The sequence below is a fragment of the Mycobacterium ulcerans subsp. shinshuense genome (assembly GCF_002355775.1).
GTDB lineage: Bacteria > Actinomycetota > Actinomycetes > Mycobacteriales > Mycobacteriaceae > Mycobacterium > Mycobacterium marinum.
Window position 1 is genome coordinate 4,620,932 of sequence record NZ_AP017624.1, and the last position, 20,040, is coordinate 4,640,971.

21 protein-coding genes are annotated in these 20,040 nt (G+C 66.6%); 11 read left to right on the forward strand and 10 right to left on the reverse strand.

The features are described 5' to 3' along the window. The first annotated feature begins 8 nt into the window (after window positions 1-8). The 6 genes from rfbB (at window position 9) to mmsB (ending at window position 7,111) form a co-directional block, all read left to right on the forward strand. Entirely contained in the window at window positions 9-1,004 is a 996-nt protein-coding gene (gene rfbB, locus SHTP_RS20635; RefSeq protein WP_096371636.1) for a dTDP-glucose 4,6-dehydratase, read from the forward strand. Window position 1,005: 1 nt separating this feature from the next. Next, entirely contained in the window at window positions 1,006-1,611 is a 606-nt protein-coding gene (rfbC, locus tag SHTP_RS20640; RefSeq protein WP_012392974.1) for a dTDP-4-dehydrorhamnose 3,5-epimerase, read from the forward strand. A gap of 162 nt (window positions 1,612-1,773) precedes the next feature. Beyond that, window positions 1,774-3,336: an MFS transporter gene (locus SHTP_RS20645; protein WP_096371637.1), complete on the forward strand. Its 1,563-nt coding sequence runs from the start codon at window positions 1,774-1,776 to the stop codon at window positions 3,334-3,336. 179 nt (window positions 3,337-3,515) lie between these two features. Then, on the forward strand, window positions 3,516-5,036 hold the full coding sequence (locus SHTP_RS20650) for a CoA-acylating methylmalonate-semialdehyde dehydrogenase (protein WP_096372586.1): 1,521 nt from the start codon (window positions 3,516-3,518) through the stop codon (window positions 5,034-5,036). 5 nt (window positions 5,037-5,041) lie between these two features. After that, complete coding sequence (locus tag SHTP_RS20655) at window positions 5,042-6,214, forward strand: acyl-CoA dehydrogenase family protein (RefSeq protein WP_096371638.1); 1,173 nt, start codon at window positions 5,042-5,044, stop codon at window positions 6,212-6,214. Window positions 6,215-6,226: 12 nt separating this feature from the next. Then, the gene (gene mmsB / locus SHTP_RS20660; protein ID WP_096371639.1) at window positions 6,227-7,111 is read left to right on the forward strand and encodes a 3-hydroxyisobutyrate dehydrogenase; all 885 of its coding nucleotides are present in this window, start codon (window positions 6,227-6,229) and stop codon (window positions 7,109-7,111) included. 12 nt (window positions 7,112-7,123) lie between these two features. Here the strand turns inward: mmsB and SHTP_RS20665 are convergent, their stop codons facing one another. The 7 genes from SHTP_RS20665 to secY all read right to left on the reverse strand — a co-directional run bounded on the left by SHTP_RS20665 (window position 7,124) and on the right by secY (window position 12,361). Continuing rightward, window positions 7,124-7,669 carry a TIGR03086 family metal-binding protein gene (locus SHTP_RS20665; protein ID WP_096371640.1) on the reverse strand — a complete coding sequence of 182 codons (546 nt, stop codon included), beginning with the start codon at window positions 7,667-7,669 and terminating at the stop codon, window positions 7,124-7,126. 23 nt (window positions 7,670-7,692) lie between these two features. Next, window positions 7,693-8,193, reverse strand: a complete 501-nt coding sequence (locus SHTP_RS20670) for a MarR family transcriptional regulator (RefSeq protein WP_011739096.1) — start codon at window positions 8,191-8,193, stop codon at window positions 7,693-7,695. Between the two features lie 86 nt (window positions 8,194-8,279). Continuing rightward, window positions 8,280-9,026, reverse strand: coding sequence for an anti-sigma factor family protein (locus SHTP_RS20675; protein ID WP_012392968.1), 747 nt, complete (start codon window positions 9,024-9,026; stop codon window positions 8,280-8,282). A 78-nt stretch (window positions 9,027-9,104) separates the two neighbouring features. Next, window positions 9,105-9,638 (reverse strand): sigma-70 family RNA polymerase sigma factor, encoded by a 534-nt coding sequence (locus tag SHTP_RS20680; protein ID WP_096371641.1) that lies wholly within the window; start codon window positions 9,636-9,638, stop codon window positions 9,105-9,107. Between the two features lie 52 nt (window positions 9,639-9,690). After that, window positions 9,691-10,491, reverse strand: a complete 801-nt coding sequence (gene map, locus SHTP_RS20685; RefSeq protein ID WP_096371642.1) for a type I methionyl aminopeptidase — start codon at window positions 10,489-10,491, stop codon at window positions 9,691-9,693. A gap of 2 nt (window positions 10,492-10,493) precedes the next feature. Then, window positions 10,494-11,039 (reverse strand): adenylate kinase, encoded by a 546-nt coding sequence (locus SHTP_RS20690; protein WP_011739092.1) that lies wholly within the window; start codon window positions 11,037-11,039, stop codon window positions 10,494-10,496. Next, entirely contained in the window at window positions 11,036-12,361 is a 1,326-nt protein-coding gene (gene secY / locus SHTP_RS20695; protein WP_096371643.1) for a preprotein translocase subunit SecY, read from the reverse strand. Before secY ends, SHTP_RS20690 begins: the two co-directional genes overlap by 4 nt. Before the next feature lie 266 nt (window positions 12,362-12,627). Between secY and SHTP_RS20700 the strand changes: the two genes are divergently transcribed. Together SHTP_RS20700 and SHTP_RS20705 are read left to right on the forward strand one after the other, a co-directional pair. Next, window positions 12,628-13,578, forward strand: a complete 951-nt coding sequence (locus tag SHTP_RS20700; protein WP_096372587.1) for an SAM-dependent methyltransferase — start codon at window positions 12,628-12,630, stop codon at window positions 13,576-13,578. 16 nt (window positions 13,579-13,594) lie between these two features. After that, window positions 13,595-14,503: an SAM-dependent methyltransferase gene (locus SHTP_RS20705; protein WP_096371644.1), complete on the forward strand. Its 909-nt coding sequence runs from the start codon at window positions 13,595-13,597 to the stop codon at window positions 14,501-14,503. 50 nt (window positions 14,504-14,553) lie between these two features. Here the strand turns inward: SHTP_RS20705 and SHTP_RS20710 are convergent, their stop codons facing one another. Then, a complete protein-coding gene (locus SHTP_RS20710; protein WP_096372588.1) occupies window positions 14,554-15,219 on the reverse strand; it encodes a GNAT family N-acetyltransferase in 666 nt (221 codons plus the stop codon). Between the two features lie 147 nt (window positions 15,220-15,366). After that, on the reverse strand, window positions 15,367-16,725 hold the full coding sequence (locus SHTP_RS20715; RefSeq protein ID WP_096372589.1) for a xylulokinase: 1,359 nt from the start codon (window positions 16,723-16,725) through the stop codon (window positions 15,367-15,369). Window positions 16,726-16,755: 30 nt separating this feature from the next. Between SHTP_RS20715 and SHTP_RS20720 the strand changes: the two genes are divergently transcribed. Both SHTP_RS20720 and SHTP_RS20725 read left to right on the forward strand, forming a co-directional pair. Beyond that, entirely contained in the window at window positions 16,756-17,745 is a 990-nt protein-coding gene (locus tag SHTP_RS20720) for an NAD(P)-dependent oxidoreductase (RefSeq protein ID WP_096371645.1), read from the forward strand. Beyond that, entirely contained in the window at window positions 17,742-18,398 is a 657-nt protein-coding gene (locus SHTP_RS20725; RefSeq protein WP_096371646.1) for an L-fuculose-phosphate aldolase, read from the forward strand. Before SHTP_RS20720 ends, SHTP_RS20725 begins: the two co-directional genes overlap by 4 nt. A 23-nt stretch (window positions 18,399-18,421) precedes the next feature. Here SHTP_RS20725 and SHTP_RS20730 read toward each other — a convergent pair whose 3' ends face one another. Next, complete coding sequence (locus SHTP_RS20730) at window positions 18,422-19,282, reverse strand: helix-turn-helix transcriptional regulator (RefSeq protein WP_096371647.1); 861 nt, start codon at window positions 19,280-19,282, stop codon at window positions 18,422-18,424. 73 nt (window positions 19,283-19,355) lie between these two features. Between SHTP_RS20730 and SHTP_RS20735 the strand changes: the two genes are divergently transcribed. Further along, window positions 19,356-20,036: a class I SAM-dependent methyltransferase gene (locus tag SHTP_RS20735; protein WP_096371648.1), complete on the forward strand. Its 681-nt coding sequence runs from the start codon at window positions 19,356-19,358 to the stop codon at window positions 20,034-20,036. The last annotated feature ends 4 nt before the right edge of the window (window positions 20,037-20,040 follow it).

Consider the following 20,040-nt stretch of genomic DNA (forward strand, 5'->3'; position numbering starts at 1 on the left):
GTTTGACCATGCGACTGCTAGTCACCGGTGGAGCGGGCTTCATCGGCGCGAACTTTGTGCACAGCAGCGTGCGCGAGTACCCCGACGACGCGGTGACCGTGCTCGACGCCCTGACCTATACCGGCCGGCGCGAATCGTTGGCCGATCTCGAAGACGCCATCAGGCTGGTCGAGGGCGACATCACCGATGCCGAGCTGGTTTCCCAGCTGGTGGCCGAGTCCGACGCGGTGGTGCATTTCGCCGCCGAATCCCACGTCGACAATGCGCTGGACAACCCGGAACCATTCGTGCACACCAACGTGCTCGGGACCTTCACCATCCTGGAGGCGGTGCGGCGGCACGGCGTACGGCTGCACCACATCTCCACCGACGAGGTGTACGGGGACCTCGAACTGCACGACCCCGCGCGATTCACCGAGGCGACCCCGTACAACCCGTCGAGTCCGTATTCGGCAACCAAGGCCGGCGCGGACATGTTGGTCCGGGCCTGGGTTCGGTCCTATGGCGTGGCGGCCACCATCTCCAACTGCTCCAACAACTACGGCCCGTATCAGCACATCGAGAAGTTCATTCCTCGGCAGATCACCAACGTGCTGACCGGGCGGCGCCCCAAGCTGTATGGCACCGGCGCCAATGTCCGGGACTGGATCCACGTCGACGACCACAACAGCGCGGTGCGGCGGATCCTGGAGAAGGGGCAGATCGGCAAGACCTATCTGATCAGCTCCGAAGGCGAGCGCGACAACCTGAGCGTGCTGCGCACGCTGCTGCGGATGATGGATCGCGACCCCGACGACTTCGATCACGTCGTCGACCGCGTCGGCCACGATCTGCGCTATGCCATCGACCCATCTTTGCTCTACAACGAGTTGGCGTGGGCGCCCAAGCACACCGATTTCGAGGAAGGCTTGCGCACCACCATCGACTGGTACCGGGCCAACGAATCATGGTGGCGTCCGTTGAAAGACGCCGCAGAAGCCCGTTACCAAGAACGCGGTCAGTGACATGCAGGCACGCGAACTCAAAGTTCCAGGCGCGTGGGAGATCACCCCGACCATCCACGGCGATTCCCGCGGCATGTTTTTCGAATGGCTCACCGACAGCGGGTTCACCGCCTTCTGCGGTCATCGCTTCGACGTCCGCCAAGCCAACTGCTCGGTGTCGTCAGCCGGCGTGCTGCGGGGTCTGCACTTCGCCGAGCTGCCCCCCAGCCAGGCCAAGTACGTCACCTGCGTATCCGGCGCGGTGTTCGATGTCGTCGTTGACATCCGTTTGGGTTCACCGACATTCGGCCAGTGGGACTCGGTACTGCTCGACGATCGCCACCGATCGATTTACATCTCGGAAGGACTTGCGCACGGTTTCCTTGCGCTGCAAGACAAATCAACGGTGATGTACATGTGTTCGGCCGAGTACAACCCGCAGCGCGAGCACACGATCTGCGCGACCGACCCCGAACTGGCGATCGACTGGCCCCTGGTCGACGGCGCCCCTCCCAGCCTGTCTGAACGCGATGCGGCGGCCGGCAGCCTCGATGAAGTGCGCGCTTCGGGGGTCCTGCCCACTTGGGAAGAGACCCAGAGGTTCATCGACGGCCTGCGGGGTACCTAGCCAGCCTCCGCGTGCGAACCGCCCCGCCCGAGCCCAATTGTCGCCGTGGCCGGCGGTACCGACACATGGCCGCGCCGAATGCCCGGGTGGCTATCGCTAGCCTTCCAGGCATGTCAACCACACAGATCGCCTGGGACGGCGTCGATGACGGCGAGCCCGCAGGTGAATGAGACTGAGGGCAGGCCGGTAGTCGGGCGTCCCGGTGCGGTGTTGTTCACCGTGTGCGCCGCCCTGTTCTTGGTTGTGGTGGATGTCACCGTGCTGCACGTGGCCGCACCAAGAATCGCCGAGGAGCTGAGTCCCTCACCCACCGAATTCCTGTGGATCGTCGACATCTACCCGCTGATCATGGCCTCATTGATGCTGATGGCGGGAGCCGCTTCAGACCGGTTTGGCCGCAAGCGCCTGCTGATGACTGGTCTGGTGATCTTCGGGCTGGTCTCGATTCCGGCGGCCTTCGCGGCTACACCGTTGATGCTGATCCTGGCCCGTTCGGTGATGGCAGTGGGCGCGGCGATGATCCTTCCCGCCACGGTATCGCTGTTGCGGGTCGCGTTCCCGGACCGCGCCGAACGGATGCGCGCGGTGGGGATCTGGTCTGCGGTGTCGGCGGTGGGGGCGGCGATCGGCCCGTTGATGGGCGGGTTGCTGGTCGAGTACTTCTGGTGGGGCGCGATATTCCTGATCAACGTCCCCCTCGCGCTGCTGGTTCTGCTGCTGGTGTGGCGGCTTGTCCCGGAGTCACGCTCGCAGGCCCGGCTGGTGTTGGACGGTCTCAGCGTCAGCCTGTCGATCGTCGCAGTGCTCACGTCGGTGCTGGCGATCAAGCAGGCGACTCACCACGGGATCGATCCTGCGGCAGTTGGTTACGTCGTCATCGCCAGCGTCGGGTTGTGGTGGTTCATCCGCCGCCAGATCAGCAGGCAGCGCCGCGGGATCGAACCGCTGCTCAACGTGCACTTGTTCACCCGAGCGCCGTTTACCATTGCGGTCCTGGCCGTGCTACTGGCGGTGTGTTCCATCGTCGGCCTAGACCTGGTGTTCGCGCAGTATCTGCAGAATTTTCTCGGCTTCACGCCGATCAAGGCCGCGCTCCTGCTCACGCCGATGGCGGCCGCGACGGTCGTCGGTTCTCTGTCCGCGCATCTGATCGTGGGTCGCTGCGGCACCCGTGTCGCGATCGGCGCCGGCCTCGGCCTTACCGCAAGCGCATTGCTCCCGCTGCTGACCCTGGGCCACAATGGGCAGCTTCTGGTGTTCGTGGGTTCGCTGACGGTGGTCGGGTTCGCCCTCGATGTGGTGCTGGTTTCGGCAAACGACGCGATCATCTCCGCGGTCTCCGAGGATTACGTCGGCCAAGCCGCCGGTGTCGAAGAAGTCGCCTACGACCTCGGGGGTGGGCTGGGCATTGCGGCGCTGGGCTCCGTCCTCACGGCCACCTATACCGCAGCTTTCGACCCAATTTCGGGGCTGACCGACTCGCAGTTGGCAACCGCTCAGGAGTCCATCCGAACCGCCAATGATCTCGCCGACGCGACCTCCGCGCCGGCGCTGGCGTCCCAGATCCGTATTGAGGCGCACACCGCTTTTCTGGCCGGCTTTCACACCACCATCGTGGTCGCGATAGCGATCCTCGCCGCAGCCGCCGTGGCCGCCGGCGCCCTGCTCTCGACCAAGACCTTGCCCGAACCGGCCGGTCAAGATGCCCCCGATCCGAGCGCATAGCGCCGGGCCGACCGGCCCGCTACCGCGTCGGTACCACACCTTCGGGACCAGCATCGGCACGCTTGCCACGATGATTGGGGCCATGTTCGTCAAGAGTCCGTTGCGTACCACCGACGAGATTTACTAGGATGTCCAAGTATCGGGTCTCCCCGCCGCACGCGACCGTTATGGAACACGCTATGACCACACAAATTCCGCATTTCATCGATGGACGCCGCACTCCCGGGCAATCCACCCGCACCGCCGATGTCCTCGACCCCAATACCGGCCAGGTCCAGGCGACGGTACCGATGGCCGCGCAGGCCGACATCGACGCCGCGGTCGCAGGCGCCGCCGAAGCGCAAATAGGTTGGGCCGCCTGGAATCCTCAGCGGCGGGCGCGGGTGTTGATGCGCTTCATCGAGTTGGTCAACCAGAACACCGACGAGTTGGCCGAGCTGCTATCACGCGAGCACGGCAAGACAGTGCCCGACGCCCGCGGTGACATCCAGCGGGGCATCGAGGTGATCGAGTTCTGTCTCGGCATCCCCCACCTGCTCAAGGGCGAGTACACCGAGGGCGCCGGCCCGGGCATTGACGTCTACTCGCTGCGGCAGCCGCTCGGCGTGGTCGCCGGCATCACCCCGTTCAACTTCCCCGCGATGATCCCGCTGTGGAAGGCCGGCCCCGCCCTGGCATGCGGAAACGCCTTTGTGCTCAAGCCCAGTGAGCGCGACCCGTCGGTTCCGTTGCGACTGGCCGAACTGTTCGTCGAGGCCGGCCTACCCCCCGGCGTCTTCCAGGTCGTCCACGGCGACAAGGAGGCCGTCGACGCCATCCTCAATCACCCCGAGATCAAGGCGGTCGGCTTCGTCGGCAGCTCCGACATTGCCCAGTACATCTACTCCGGGGCGGCGGCCACCGGCAAGCGTTCGCAGTGCTTCGGCGGCGCCAAGAACCACATGATCGTGATGCCTGACGCCGACCTCGACCAAGCCGTCGACGCGCTGATCGGCGCCGGATACGGCAGTGCGGGCGAACGCTGCATGGCGATCAGCGTCGCGGTGCCGGTGGGCGAACAAACCGCGGATCGGCTGCGCGCCAAGCTGGTTGAACGCATCAACAACCTGCGAGTCGGACACAGCCTGGACCCGAAAGCCGACTACGGCCCATTGGTCGCCGAAGCCGCACTCACGCGGGTGCGCGACTACATCGGCCAGGGCGTCGCCTCCGGCGCCGAATTGGTCGTCGACGGCCGCGAGCGGGCCAGTGACGATCTGGCCTTCGGCGACGCGAACCTGGAAGGCGGCTACTTCATCGGGCCGACCCTGTTCGACCACGTCACCACCGACATGTCCATCTACACCGACGAGATCTTCGGACCGGTGCTGTGCATGGTCCGCGCCCACGACTACGAAGAGGCGCTGCGGTTGCCCTCCGAGCACGAGTACGGCAACGGCGTGGCGGTCTTCACCCGCGACGGCGACACCGCGCGCGACTTCGTGTCCCGGGTGCAGGTGGGCATGGTCGGGGTCAACGTCCCGATCCCGGTTCCGGTCGCCTACCACACCTTCGGCGGTTGGAAGCGTTCCGGATTCGGCGACCTCAACCAACACGGCCCGACGTCGATCCAGTTTTACACCAAGGTCAAGACCGTCACCTCCCGGTGGCCGTCGGGCATCAAAGATGGCGCCGAGTTCGTCATCCCCACGATGAAGTAGCCGCCATGTTTACCCTCAACGACGACGAGCGGGTGATCACCCAGACCGCCGCCGCTTTCGCCGATAAGCGGCTGGCCCCCTACGCGCTGGAATGGGATGCCACCAAGCACTTCCCGGTCGACGTGCTGCGCGAAGCCGCCGAACTGGGAATGGCGGCGATCTACTGCCGAGAAGACGTGGGCGGTAGCGGGCTGCGCCGGCTCGACGGCGTGCGCATCTTCGAACAGCTGGCCATCGCCGACCCGGTCACCGCCGCGTTTCTGTCCATCCACAACATGTGCGCCTGGATGATCGACAGCTTCGGCACCGACGAGCAACGCAAGGACTGGATTCCGCGGCTGGCCACGATGGACGCCATCGCCAGCTACTGCCTGACCGAGCCGGGTGCCGGCTCCGACGCCAGCGCGTTGAGCGCCCGGGCGGTGCGGCAGGGTTCGGCCCCGGGGTCGGACTATGTGCTCGACGGCGTCAAGCAGTTCATCTCCGGTGCGGGCGCCTCGGACGTCTACGTGGTGATGGTGCGCACCGGAGCCGAGGGGCCGCGCGGCATCTCGGCGTTCATTGTCGAAAAGGGCACGCCGGGGCTGAGTTTCGGGGCGCTCGAAGAGAAGATGGGCTGGCACGCACAGCCCACCGCACAGGTGGTGCTCGAAGGAGTTCGGGTGCCTGCCGACGCGATGCTGGGCGGCGTTGACGGAACGGGCGCCGGATTCGGCATCGCGATGAACGGCCTCAACGGTGGCCGGCTCAACATCGCGGCGTGTTCGCTCGGTGGCGCCCAGTCCGCCTTCGCCAAGACGGGTGCCTACGTGCGCGAGCGCCAGGCGTTCGGCGCCAGCCTGCTCGACGAGCCCACCGTCCGGTTCACCCTGGCCGATATGGCCACCGGTCTGGAGGCGTCGCGAATGCTGTTGTGGCGGGCGGCAAACGCACTCGACGAGGACGACGCGGACAAGGTGGAGCTGTGCGCGATGGCCAAGCGTTTTGTCACCGACACCTGCTTCGACGTCGCCGACAAGGCTCTGCAACTGCACGGCGGCTACGGCTACTTGCGCGAGTACGGTCTGGAGAAGATCGTCCGTGATCTGCGCGTGCACCGGATCCTGGAGGGGACCAACGAGATCATGCGGGTGGTCGTCGGCCGGGCCGAGGCCGCACGGTTTCGCGCTAGCGCATAGGAAAGGGGCCTCATGACCAAGTCTTGCCAGATCGCGTTCTTGGGGCTCGGCCACATGGGTGCGCCGATGTCGGCGAATCTCATCGGCGCCGGCCACACCGTACGCGGGTTCGACCCGGTGCCCGCGGCCGCATCCGCCGCGGCCGCCAAGGGCGCGACGATGTTTGACAGCGCCGCCGAGGCGGTGGCCGGGGCCGACGTGGTCATCACCATGCTGCCCAATGGCGCGGTGGTCAAGCGCTGCTACGCCGTGGTGCTGCCCGCGGCCCGATCGGGTGCGCTGTTCATCGACAGCTCAACGATTTCGGTCAACGATGCGCGCGAGGTACACGCCCTGGCCGAATCGCACGGCATGGCTCAACTCGATGCACCGGTCTCCGGTGGGGTCAAAGGCGCGGTGGCCGGAACACTGGCGTTCATGGTCGGTGGCGACCAGAGCGCGCTGGCGCAGGCCCGGCCGGTGCTGGAGCCGATGGCGGGCAAGATCATTCACTGCGGCGCGGCCGGCGCGGGACAGGCCGCCAAGGTATGCAACAACATGGTGCTGGCAGTGCAGCAGATCGCCATCGGTGAGGCGTTCGTCCTGGCCGAGAACCTCGGGCTGGATGCGCAGTCGCTGTTCGACGTCATCACCGGCGCGACCGGAAATTGCTGGGCCGTGCACACCAACTGCCCGGTTCCCGGCCCGGTGCCGACATCGCCGGCCAACAACGACTTCAAGCCGGGATTTGCCACCGCGCTGATGAACAAGGACCTCGGTCTGGCCATGGACGCGGTGACCTCGACCGGTTCGGCAGCACCGCTGGGCAGCCACGCCGCCGAGATCTACGCCAAGTTCGCCGCCGACCACGCCGACCAGGACTTCAGCGCGGTGATCGAGATGCTGCGCGGCAGCTAGTTCACCGCGGCGTCACTGCACCTTTCGGCCCAGGAATGCCGCCAGCTGATCGGCCGGTGAAAGCTCCGCCGAGCAGGGCTGCTCCTGCCCAAAGGGCTTGCCCGGCCCACGGAACTGGGGTCCGACGAACGCGCGCACCGCGGCGAGCTGCTGGGTGGCCAAGTCGGGATCAAGATCGCCGGGCTGACCGGTTGCCACCGCCAGGTCCCAGGCATGGGTCAGCACATCGCTGGTGCGCATCCCGATGAAGACCTGTCCGGGGATCTCACCGAACGGCAGCTTGAACACCGTCGCCATCCCGTCCGGTGCGGCGAAGACCTGTTGGGCGGCGGCGGTGGCCCGGTGCGCCGCGACCATGTCGTCGGGCCGGGCGGCGGGCCTATCGGCGCCGCCCGACCATATCCCGACATGCTCGTTGCCGCCGATGACGTGCTCGATCAGATCGCTGACCGTCCATTCCGAGCACGGGGTCGCGGCCCCAAGCTGATCCGCGCTGACATTGGCAAGGACACTCCCGAACGCGTCCTGGGCACGCTGGTGAGCAGTTAGTGGATCCATCGTCCTGCCTCTCTGTGTTCTTCTCAGAAATCGCCGGCGCTGCGCCGCAACGTTTCGATCGATGACACCAGTGCCTCCGATTCCCCGGTGGACATCCCGATGTTGGCGAACACGTGCTCATTGAGCGTGACGGTCGCATCCTCGACGGTGGAGCGCCCCAGATCGGTGATCTGCACCAGGGTGGTCCGGCCGTCGGTGGGATGGGGAACCCGCCGCACCAGCCCGTCGGCTTCCAGCCGGCGGATCGCGTGGGTGACGCTGGTGACGTGGACCTGCAACCGGTCGGAGGCCTTGGTGATCGGCAATGCGCCGGTGCGGCTGAACGCCAATAGCCGGAGCAGTTCGTAGCGGGAGAAACTCAGGTCATAGGGGCGCAGCGCGGCCTCGACTCGGGCCAGCAGAATCTGATGCGCCCGCATGACCGATGTCACCGCAACCATGCCCTGCGCCACGTCACCCCAACCGCCGGCTTCCCAGTTGGCCCGCGCCGCGGCGATCGGGTCACGTTTGTTGTCCGGGGCCACACCCTTTCTTACCGCACAATCCCCCGGGTCCGGTTATTGCTTGCGATATTGGCGCGAGCACCGCCGTCGGGCGCGGGTCGCCGGCCTCAGAGCGAACGCTGCAGCAGAACCTCGCCGCTATCGGCGGAGACCACCTGCACGGCCGCGATCTGGTCGACCGGCATCGAGATGCTGCCGGCGGGGGTGGCGGTGTGCCCCGGCTCGGCGACCCAGGTCGCCAGCCGGGTTTGGCTGCCGTCACGTCCGACCACGACCATGGCCAGCGTGTCATGGTGGGCATCCGGTGGCGCCAGGCAGACGCATCGCAGATTGATGAACGTCCCCCAGTGCATGCCGTCGACCGAAACCGTCGACTCCAGCAGGTGCGTCCCGACCTGAGCCATCGGCTGGGCGGACGCGGTTTGCACCGGCGCAGAAGCAGAATGGCCCACCACACCAACCAGCACACCGATCCCCAAAAACACCGCGGCCGCAGATGAGGCCACCCAGATCGCCAACCGGGTACGGCGGCGGCGCCACCGCACCGTCGCCAGCAACGTCGGCAGCAGCTGCGACGACATCTGCGGTGAGCCCGATGTGGTCCCCGCCGCCACACCGGGCTCACCGATAGCCGCCACCTCGTCGGCGCCCAGCTGCGACAGCAGCGCCGGCACACCACAGAGTTCGGCCACGGCCGCGCGGCACGACGCGCAGCCGGCCAGGTGCGCCTCGAATTCGCGGCGGTCGGCCGCCGATAGCGACCCCAGCACGTAGGCGGCGTCCCACATCAAGTAGGGGTGTTCCCCCTCGGTGGGTGCGCCCAGTCCTGTGACTGGCGTCCTGATGTCATCCATTTCCGGTCACCCTCAAGCATTCCAAGCCAACAGCTGTGCGCATGGATCCCCCGAAAAACCCCGCCATGAGCACGGCCGTCATCGTGTAACTCCAAGTTCCTGCAGAGTGAGCCGCAATGCCCGCACGGCATAGTATAGGCGCGACTTCACCGTTCCTTCGGCGATCTCCAGGTCCTTCGCGATCTGTGCGGTGGTCCAGCCGCGGTAGTAGGACCGCTCGATGACCGCGCGATGCTCGCCGGAGAGCTGTGCCAGCGCGTCGGCGATCAGCAGCCGGTCCAGCGCGGCACCCACTTCGTCGGGCGTGGATTGCTCCGGCGCACCGTCCGCGTCGGTGGAGCTGACAACGTAGCGGTACCGCGCGCTGCGCCGGTCATCGATGATCATGTTGCGGGCCACTGTGAACAGCCATGCGCGTGCAGACCTCCCGCGCTCGTCGATGACTTCCGGATGCTGCCAGGCGCGCAATAGCGTCTCCTGGACGATGTCGTCGGCATAGCTGGCATCGCTGGTCAGGCGCATTGCGTAGCGCCACAACACCGCCGCATGCTCGTCGTAGAGCGCCTGCATCAAGGCGGCTTCAGCCGCTCCACCGCCAGCAACGCGAACCACTCGATCACCTCCCGCTTCTGACACGAGCCGAGTAGGTGTTTGGTTCAGCCGGCTAGCCGAGGGTCAGGATGCGTGGCCCGTTCTCGGTGACCGCCACCGTGTGTTCCCAGTGTGCAGCACGTGACCCGTCGGCGGTGATGACCGTCCATTGGTCATCGAGCACCACCGTCTTGCGGGTGCCCAGAGTCAACATGGGTTCGATGGCCAGCACCGAACCGGCGACCAACGTCGGCCCCCGCCCCGGGGCGCCCTCGTTGGGCAGAAACGGATCCATGTGCATCTCACGGCCGATGCCATGACCGCCGTATCCGTCGACGATTCCGAAGGAACGCTGGTAACGGGCCTCGGCGGCGCGGGTTTCCGTCTCGATGGCATGCGCGACGTCGGTCAACCGGTTACCGATCACCATCGCCGCAATTCCGGCCTCCAGCGACTCCCTGGTCGCCTCCGATAGCGCTTCGTCGACGGGAATGAGCGTGCCGATCCCGAAGGTTATCGCCGCGTCGCCGTGCCAACCGTCCAGCACCGCGCCGCAGTCGATCGATACCAGGTCACCTGGCCCGAGGATCTCGGTCGCCGACGGGATGCCGTGCACCACGCGATCGTTGACCGAAGCGCAGATCGAGGCCGGAAAGCCGTGATAGCCCAGGAATGAGGGCGTGGCGCCGGCCTCCCGGATCGCCGATTCCGCAATCTCGTCCAGCTGCAGGGTGGATACACCGGCCACCGCGGCCGAGCGGACGGCCTGGTGCGCGGCAGCCACGACGGCGCCCGCCGCAGCCATTGCATCCAACTCACCGGCGGTGCGCTGTGGCACCACTCTGCGACCCCGCAGCCGGGCCAGGGCCCGCATGACTACTTCCCCAGTGCTTGCAGGGCGCGAGCGAAAACCTCATCCAGGGTGCCGATGGCGTCGACGGTTTTCACCTCGGTGTCGTAGAACTCCAGCAGCGGCGCGGTCTCGTCCCGGTAGACCTTCATCCGGTTGAGGATGACCTCGTCGGTGTCATCAGCGCGGCCACGGCCCTTCAGCCGCTGCAACAACTCGTCCTGCGATACCCGGAACTCGAGCACCGCGTCGATGTCGGTGTCGCGGCGCCGCAGCATTTCGTGCAGGGCCTTGGCCTGCTCGACCGAGCGGGGGTACCCGTCCAGGATGAAACCGGCAGCCGTGTCCGGCTGATCCAACCGATCGTCGACGAGCTGGTTGGTCAGGTCGGAGGGCACCAGGTCACCAGCGTCCAGATACCGTTTGGCCTCGACGCCGAGTTTGGTCCCGTCCTGGATGTTTTTCCGGAACAGCTCGCCGGTGGAGATTTGCGGAATCCCAAGCTTCTCGGCCAGCTTCTGAGCCTGCGTACCCTTGCCCGCCCCAGGCGGCCCCAGTAAAACGACTCTCACTTGAGGAACCCTTCGTAGTTGCGCTGCATGAGCTGACTCTCGATTTGTTTGACCGTATCCAAACCGACACCGATCATGATCAGGACCGCGGTACCCCCGAAGGGTAGGTTCTGGACTCCCCCGCTGTTACCGATCTGGAGGAATAAGTTGGGCAGTACCGCGATCACACCAAGGTAAATCGACCCCGGCAAGGTGATCCGGCTCAGCACATAGCGCAGATAGTCGGCGGTCGGGCGCCCCGGACGAATACCGGGGATGAAGCCGCCGAACTTCTTCATCTCGTCGGCACGCTCGTCGGGATTGAAGGTGATCGACACGTAGAAGTACGTGAAAAAGATGATCAGCCCGAAGTAGATCGCGATGTAACCGAGGTTGCTCGGGTCCGACAGGTAGGTACCGACAAACTTGTCCCACCAACCGTGTCCGACACCGCCGCTGCCGCTGCGGACCAGCTGGGTGATCAGATGCGGGATGTAGATCAATGACGAGGCGAAGATCACCGGGATGACGCCGGCCTGGTTGACCTTGAGCGGCAGGTAGGTCGACGTTCCGCCGTACATCCGGCGGCCCACCATGCGCTTGGCGTATTGAACCGGGATCCGGCGCTGCCCCTGCTCGACGAAGACCACCCCGACGATGATGATCAGCGTGGCCGCGCAGACCGCCGCGAAGATGACCCCGCCACGGCTCTCCATGATCTGGTTTCCCTCGGCGGGGATGCGGGCCGCGATGCCGACGAAGATCAACAGCGACATGCCGTTGCCGATGCCACGTTCGGTGATCAGCTCACCCATCCACATCACCAGCGCGGCGCCGGCGGTCATCACCATCACGATAACCACGAGAGTGAAGATGCTCTGGTCGGCGATGATCTCGAGCGAGCAGCCCTGCAGCAAGCCTCCGTTGGCAGCCAGCGCCACGATGCTGGTCGCCTGCAAGACCGCCAGCGCGATCGCCAGATAACGCGTGTACTGCGTCATCTTCGCCTGGCCCGACTGGCCTTCTTTGCGCAGCTCTTCGAACCGGGGAATGACGACCGTCAGCAGCTGCACGATGATGCTGGCGGTGATGTAGGGCATCACCCCGACCGCGAACACGGTGAGCTTGAGCAGCGCGCCGCCGGAGAACAGGTTAATCAGCGAGTAGATCTGTCCGGCTTCGCCACTGCTGGCTTCCTTGATGCACTGCTGGACGTTGGGGAAATCAACGCCAGGCGACGGAAGCGCTGCACCGAGGCGGTACAGAACGACGATGCCCAGCGTGAAAAGGATCTTCCGTCTCAAATCGACTGTACGCAGCGATGAGATGAAAGCCGAAAGCACTCTTCCTCCTGCGCGGCCGAACTCTTGGTCCCGTAATGCCAACCGGGCTTGGTCTGGCCGGCATTTGCTAAATCGTGCGTTTACGCGCCCACACCCGCAGGCCAGCACGTACGGCGTCGCGCGTCAAACCGTGTACGAGACTAACAGCTGGTGCGGGCAGGTCTTTCCAGGGTGGCCGCGGCGGCGCAGAACCGCACAATGAAGCGTACAGTCTCGAATGGTAATTACATTGGCTAAGTATCAAGCGAGGGGCGGTGCAGACGAAGATGAGCAGCGCACGTTTCGACGGTGACACCTGGGATCTGGCCTCGAGCGTCGGGCTGACGGCCACCATGGTCGCGGCGGCACGGGCGGTGGCAGCCAGGGACCCCGAGGGGGCCGGTGCGGTAGCCACCGACCGCTTCGCCGAGCCGCTGGTGCGCGCGGTCGGTGTCGACTTCTTCACCCGGATGGCCACCGGCGAGTTGGATGCCGCCGAACTCGACGAGGAAACGGCAATCGGCATGCGCCACTTCGGCGCCGCGATGGCGATCCGTACCCGGTTCTTCGACGACTTCTTTCTCGACGCCACCGCGTCGGGCATTCGTCAGGCCGTCATCTTGGCTTCCGGCCTGGACTCGCGCGCGTACCGGCTGCCCTGGCCGGCGGGCACCAGGTTGTTCGAAGTCGATCAGCCACAGGTGATCGACTTCAAGATCGCGACCCTGTCCGAGTTGGGGGCCCAGCCGACGGCAGATCGGCGCGCGGTGGCGGTCGACCTCCGTGAGGACTGGCCGGCGGCCCTGCGCCAGGCCGGGTTCGACCCCACCGAGCGCACCGCGTGGATCGCCGAGGGCCTGCTGGGTTACCTACCCGCCGAGGCGCAGGACCGACTGCTCGATCAGATCGCCGCCCAAAGCGCTGCGGGCAGCAGGTTTGCCACCGAGGGCCTCCCGGACGTCAACGACGTCAAACAGGAAGAACTGCGGCGACGGATGCAGCGCCAGAACGAGCGATGGAATCGGCATGGTTTCGATCTCGACATGGCGGCTCTGGTGTATTTCGACGACCGCACCGACGCGGGGACCTATCTGGCGGCCCAGGGCTGGCAGGTCACCAGCGCCAGTAACTCCGAGCTGTTCACGCAACACGGTTTGCAGCCGCTCAACGGCGATGACGCGCCGTTCGGCGAGGTGCTGTACCTCAGCGCGGTAAAAGACACCGCAGCGGCGGCATAAGGGAGGGACTACGCACATGACACGCACCGATCAAGACAGCTGGGATCTGGCATCCAGCGTCGGGGCCACCGCCACCATGGTCGCGGCCGCCCGCGCGCTGGCCAGCGCCGAGGCCAATCCCATCATCGACGACCCGTTCGCGGCACCGTTGGTGCGGGCAGTCGGCCTGGACTTCTTCACCCGCCTGGCCGAAGGCGAGATCGACCACGACGAACAGGCCCAGCTCGATCGCCAGCTGGTGGCCGATTCGATCGCCGTACGCACCCGGTTCTTCGACGACTTCTTCCTCGATGCGGCCCGCCGCGGGGTGCGCCAGTCGGTGATTCTGGCCGCCGGACTGGACGCGCGCGCCTACCGCTTGGCCTGGCCCAGCGGCAGCGTGGTCTATGAAGTCGATCAGCCCGACGTCATCGACTTCAAAGACACCACCATGTCGGCGTTGGGCGCGGTCCCCACCGCAACGCGGCGAACCGTCCGGGTCGACTTGCGCGACGACTGGCCGGCAGCCTTGCGCCACAACGGATTCGACACGACGCAACCCACCGCGTGGAGCGCCGAGGGATTGCTGATGTACCTGCCGCCCGACGCACAGGACCGGCTGTTCGATGCCATCTCCGGGCTGAGTGCCCCCGGGAGCCGGCTGGCCACCGAATACCATCCCGACCCTGGCTCAACCATGGCCGAGCGCGCCCAACAGTTCAACCAGCGCTGGGTCAGATTGGGGTGCGACATCGACCTGTCGGGACTGTTCTACGAGGGTGAGCGCAGCAACGTCGTCGACTACCTGACCGAACACGGCTGGCACGTGGCCGCGCGGCCCCGCCAGGACCTGTTTACCGACTACGGCCGCGTTTTCCCGGACGCCGACACGTCGCAACTGCGCAGCATCGTCGCCGTCACCGCCACGTTCGGGGAGGCCGGCTAGACCGCACTGCCGGCGCTCCCCCGCACCCCGCCGGGTGCCGTGGGCCCGGATCAGGCCGGGTTGGCAGCGGGTGCGCGCACGACCATCGGCACCGCCGGAAATGCCCATGCCATCTCGGACCGCGACTTGCGCAGCGCCGCGGTGCCGTAGCCCTTCTTGCGGTGCTCGGGGTGGATCCAGATGCGGACGTCGACCTCACCGTGGACCAGCTCGCCGAACACCATGCCGACCTTCTCCCCGGCATCGATGGCGACAAACCAGGCAGCTTCTTCATCATCGACGCGAGCCAACGCCGCCTTGATCTCATCGTCGACAGTGCCGGCCGGCCCCCCGGATCCGTCGCCCGCCGCGCCCATTTCCTCGGTCCGCGCAGCAAAGATGTCGCGGTCCTCGGCGGCGGAGAACGGGCGCAACTCCAAGCTCTCACCGGAACTGGCCGGACGTTCGGTCAACGTGAAACTCAGTTGCTTGTTGAGGTCGTCGAGCTCGGCGATGATCTTCTTGCGCGCGTCCTGGGTGAGTTGCTCGAAGGACATGCTCATCACCGCTTCGGCGGCCAGGTGGGACGTAGCCAGCAGTGTCACAATCGCCTCAACCGCAGCGGCCTTGTTCTCGGCTTCCACGATGGCGTCGGCAACCTCATGCCGACGTTCGAGTGCGGCGAGCAGGGCATCTGCGATTTCGCGACGGGCTGCGGTGTGGTCGTGGTCTGTCATTGCATAAGCGTAGAACGACGCCGTGGGAATTGCGCTACCCGCATACCCATCCGGCCGGCCCACCCGCGGCGCGACTCGCCCCGACCCCGGGGCCACCCCCGCCCCGTCACCAACCACCTTGGCGGGCACTGGCTTTAGCGGGCCGACTCAGGCCAGTGGTGATCCACTGAGCTCGAGAAATCGGCGATAGCGGTCCTTGGTGGGGCCCACCCAGTCGGGGCGCGGTTCCACGATGCGATCGGTGCGGGCCCAGCGATCGGCGTCGGCGATTGACGATTCCAGACCGGCCGCCATCCGCGCGAGGAAGGCCGCCCCCAGCGCGGCCCCCTCGGCCACGGCCGAGACGTGTACCGGCCGCCCGGTGACATCGGCGATGGCCTGCATCCAGGGCCGCACACACGTACCGCCACCGGATGCCACGATGCGCAACACCGGCGCGCCACTGAGCTCGACCAGATGCCGGACGACGAAGCCCGACGCCTCGTAGGCCGCCCGCCGCACTGCCGCGGCGCCTTGCGTGAGGTCGAGCCCCTCGAGACTCGCCCGCCGATCGGGATCGTGGAACGGTGTGCGCTCACCACGTATGTAGGGCAACCAGATCGGCACCCGCCGCGGATCGACCCGGTCCTGCTCGCCGTCGCGATCGGCGGGGCCGGTAACGCGCTCGACCCAACTCAAGAACAGGCCCCCGGCGTTGCTGGCGCCGCCGATCTGACTTTTACCGGGGGCGGTGTGGGGAATGGTCCACAGGCCCGGCACCTGACGGGACCCGGAGATGGTCGTCCACACGATCAGGGTGGTGCCGCAGAGCACCAGTACATCGCCGTGGTGGTCGGCTCCGGCCACGATCTGCTCGCACACCGCATCGATGCCGCCGGCCCCCAGCACCGCATCGGTGCCGTGTACCTGGCCGACCGCGGTGCCGAACGTCTCGACCCGCGGCATCCGATCGGCGCTGGCACCACAGTCCGCACACGCCTGGGGATTCCAGCCCGTCCCGTCGAACAGGGGAAGGCTGGTAATCGCGGTGGCGAAGTCGATCACCGGTTCGCCCGACATCGCGTAGTTGGCCACCGCCGCCGCGGGCCAGTATCCCGCCGCCTCGGGTGCTTGTGCGGCGGTCCAACGCAGAAACTGCGCGGCTTCGCCCACCGACGGCAGCGGTTGGGCGCGCTGGTTGGCCGCCCCGGGTACCCAGCCCCTGCTGTCGCCGTAGAGCAGTCCGGGCGTGATGGGAACACCGCCGGAATCGACCGCGGTCATCGACGGCACCATCGCCGACACGGCCACCGCCCGTATGTCGGGCCCGGCCAGCCGCTCCAGCGCCGTCAGCGGGCCCCGTCGCCACGCCTGGTCGGCGTCGTGCTCGAGTTGGTCGGGCGCACCAACCCGCAACTGGTGTGGAATCCGCAGCCGAGCGGTCACGTTGCCATCGGCGTCGGCAACCACCGCTTTGACCGCGGTGGTGCCGATGTCGATGCCGATTGTGGCGTCTTCACGTGACACGGGCGCCACGGTACGCCAGCATGGACACCCGTGAGGTCTCGACCGCGCGCACTGGTTACGGCCCCGCTTCGCGGTTCCGGCTTGGACAAACTCCGGCAACTGGTGGACGTCGTCTATGACCCATGGATAGGCGGGCTCGAAGGGGGCCCGCTGCGCATCTACAGCGCCGAGCAACTGGCCGAGCGGATCACCAGCGAGTCTGTCGACATTGTTGTGGTGGAGGCTGATTCGGTCAGCGGAGCGGTGTTGCAGCTGGGTTTGCGCGCCATCTTCTCCACCCGCGGGGATCCCAACAACGTCGACATCGCCGGGGCCACCGCGGCCGGCATCCCGGTGCTCAACACGCCGGCCCGCAACGCCGATGCGGTCGCCGAGATGACGGTGGCACTGCTGCTGGCCAGCACCCGCCACCTGCTGACCGCGGACGCAGACGTCAGATCCGGCAATATCTTTCGTGACGGAACCATCCCCTATCAGCGATTCCGCGGCTGGGAAATCGCCGGGCGCACCGCCGGGCTGGTGGGCCTGGGGGCGGTAGGCCGTGCCACCGCGTGGCGGCTGACCGGCCTGGGCCTGCGGGTCATCGCGCACGATCCGTACTGCGCGGACGCGCGACACGGTCTGGCGGAGCTGCTGGCCGAGTCCGACATCGTCTCCCTGCATGCGCCGGTCACCGACGACACCGTCGGCATGATCGGCGCGCAACAATTCGCATCGATGCGCGACGGCGCCGTCTTCCTCAATACGGCGCGGGCCCAATTGCACGACACCGACGCACTGGTGCAGGCCCTGCGCGCCGGCAAGGTCGCCGCCGCCGGCCTGGACCATTTCGTCGGCGAATGGCTGCCGACCGATCACCCACTGGCCAGCATGCCCAATGTCGTGCTGACTCCCCATATCGGCGGGGCCACCTGGAACACCGAGGCGCGACAGCCGCAGATGGTCGCCGACGGTCTGCAAGCATTGCTGTCCGGAACCAGACCCACCCATATCCTCAACCCGGAGGTGCTGGCCCGGTGAAATTCGTTGACAACGCCCAGGTCGCGGTGCTGGCGGCGGCCAAGGACATGCTGCGCCGCGGCCTGGTGGAAGGAACGGCCGGCAACATCTCCGCGCGGTGCGCGGACGGCAACCTGGTGATAACGCCCTCCTCGGTCGACTATGCGGACATGACGCTGGACGACCTGGTGCAGGTCGACGCCGACGGCACGGTGCTGCATGCCAAAGCCGGGCGCGCGCCCTCAACCGAGATGCACCTGCACCTGGCGTGTTACCAGGCGTTCGACGACATCGGCAGCGTCATCCACGTTCACCCGGTATGGGCGACCATGTTCGCCATCGCGCACCAACCGATTCCGGCCTGCATCGACGAATTCGCGGTCTACTGCGGCGGAGACGTTCGCTGCGCCGAATACGCCGCATCCGGAACACCCGAGGTCGGCCGCAACGCGGTTGCAGCGTTGCAGGGCCGCGCCGCCGCGTTGATCGCCAACCACGGACTGGTGGCCGTCGGGCCCCGCCCCGACAAGGTGCTACACGTCACGGCACTGGTTGAGCGCACCGCCCAAATCGTCTGGGGCGCCAGAGCTCTCGGCGGTCCGGTGCCCATTCCCGAAGACGTGAACCGTAACTTCGCCGGCGTGTACGCGTATCTGCGCGCCAATCCGATGTAGCCCGCCGTGGGGCGCCGGCGGGATCAGTGCCGGGGCGGTAGCGCCCGCCACTGCCGCGGTGAGGTGCCATGCGCTCTGCTGAACAGTCTGCTGAAATAGCCGGGATCGGAGATCCCCACCCGTCTGGCAACCTCGCCAACCGCAAGGTCCGTGGCGACCAATAGCTCGCGCGCCTGGGCCATGCGGCGCTCGATAATCCATTCCTGCACGGTGCGTCCGGTGCGGCGACGCACGATCGTGGTCAGGTGTCCTGGCGTCATGCCGACCTCGGCCGCCACGTCGCGCAGCGACAACGACTCGGCGTGGCGCCGGTCGATCACCTCGAACACCTCGGCCAGTAGCGGTTCGCCGCTGCGCCGCAAGTCCCCGACCACGTCGCGGGCGAGGCGGGCGAGTTCGATGAGCAGCAGCGTGAGGTGCGCCGTAACGGCCTGGCCGTAGCCCTGCTGACGCGTGGTCAACTCCGCTTCGATCGCCGCGATCGCACCATCCCACGTCGATCGTCGGGCCGCGGGCACCTCCAGCCTCAGGATCCCGCCCGAGTGTCCGTGCAGAAACGGGAACAACAACGGATGCGTCCGCCACGACGGCCAGGGCGACCCTCCGTCCCCGCCGAGGGCGGCAGGATCGAAAAACATCGCAACCCCAGCCTGGAGGGACCCGAATTGCGTGGGCTCGAGCACCTGACCGGCAGCGGCGATGTACACCAGCCCGGCTGCGGGTACGTACCACAGCGCAGGGAAGTCGTGGATGTGACGAGCGCGGTCGCCCAGATCTTCAGGTCCGGGCCGCAGCACCGACACCCGTGGAATATCCGGGTCGGTGCGATATCCATAGATGGGTACCCCACTGCGGTGCTGGATCAGCCGTGCGGCCTGGGCCATGCGCCAAAGATAGTCCAAATTTCAACAAAGATTGCCAAATCTTGTTTCCTATCAGGCCTACACAATTGGATGTATGACCAATCATCATCCACGTTTCGGTCTCCAGCACAGCGGCGAATCCCGCGACTACTTGCCCGCGGCCGGCCATGATGCGCTGCTTCCCGCGTATGACCTGCTGTCCCGCCTGCTGGGCATGAACAAGATCCATCGGACGCTGATCACCCAGTCCGAACTCGCCGACTGTGGTCGCATCCTGGAAATCGGCTGCGGCACTGGGAACCTCGCCATCAAAGCCAAGCGCGCTCAACCCCGGGCTGAGGTGATCGGATCCGATCCCGACCCGCGCGCGCTGCAGCGCGCGCAACGCAAGACGGGCAATGTCGAGGGAGTTCGTTTCGACCAGGGCTACGCTCAGCGGCTGCCCTATGCCGAGGGCGAGTTCGACCGGGTGCTGTCCTCGATGATGCTGCACCATCTGGATGAGGACGCTAAATCCGCTGCGGCGGCGGAAGCATTTCGGGTGCTGCGGGCCGGTGGCCGGCTGCATCTGGTCGATGTCGGCGGCGACATGTCCGCCCATGACGGCCTGGCGTCGCGCTTCATCAGGCACAACCTCCATGTAGCGGGCAACCTGGGCGATGGGATTCGACGCCCGCTGGATACCGCCGGGTTCGACGTCGCCGAGGTCGGCGCCCAACGCCACCCGCTGCTCGGCCGGCTCGTCTACTATCGCGCCACCCGCCCGTGCGCCTGAGGCC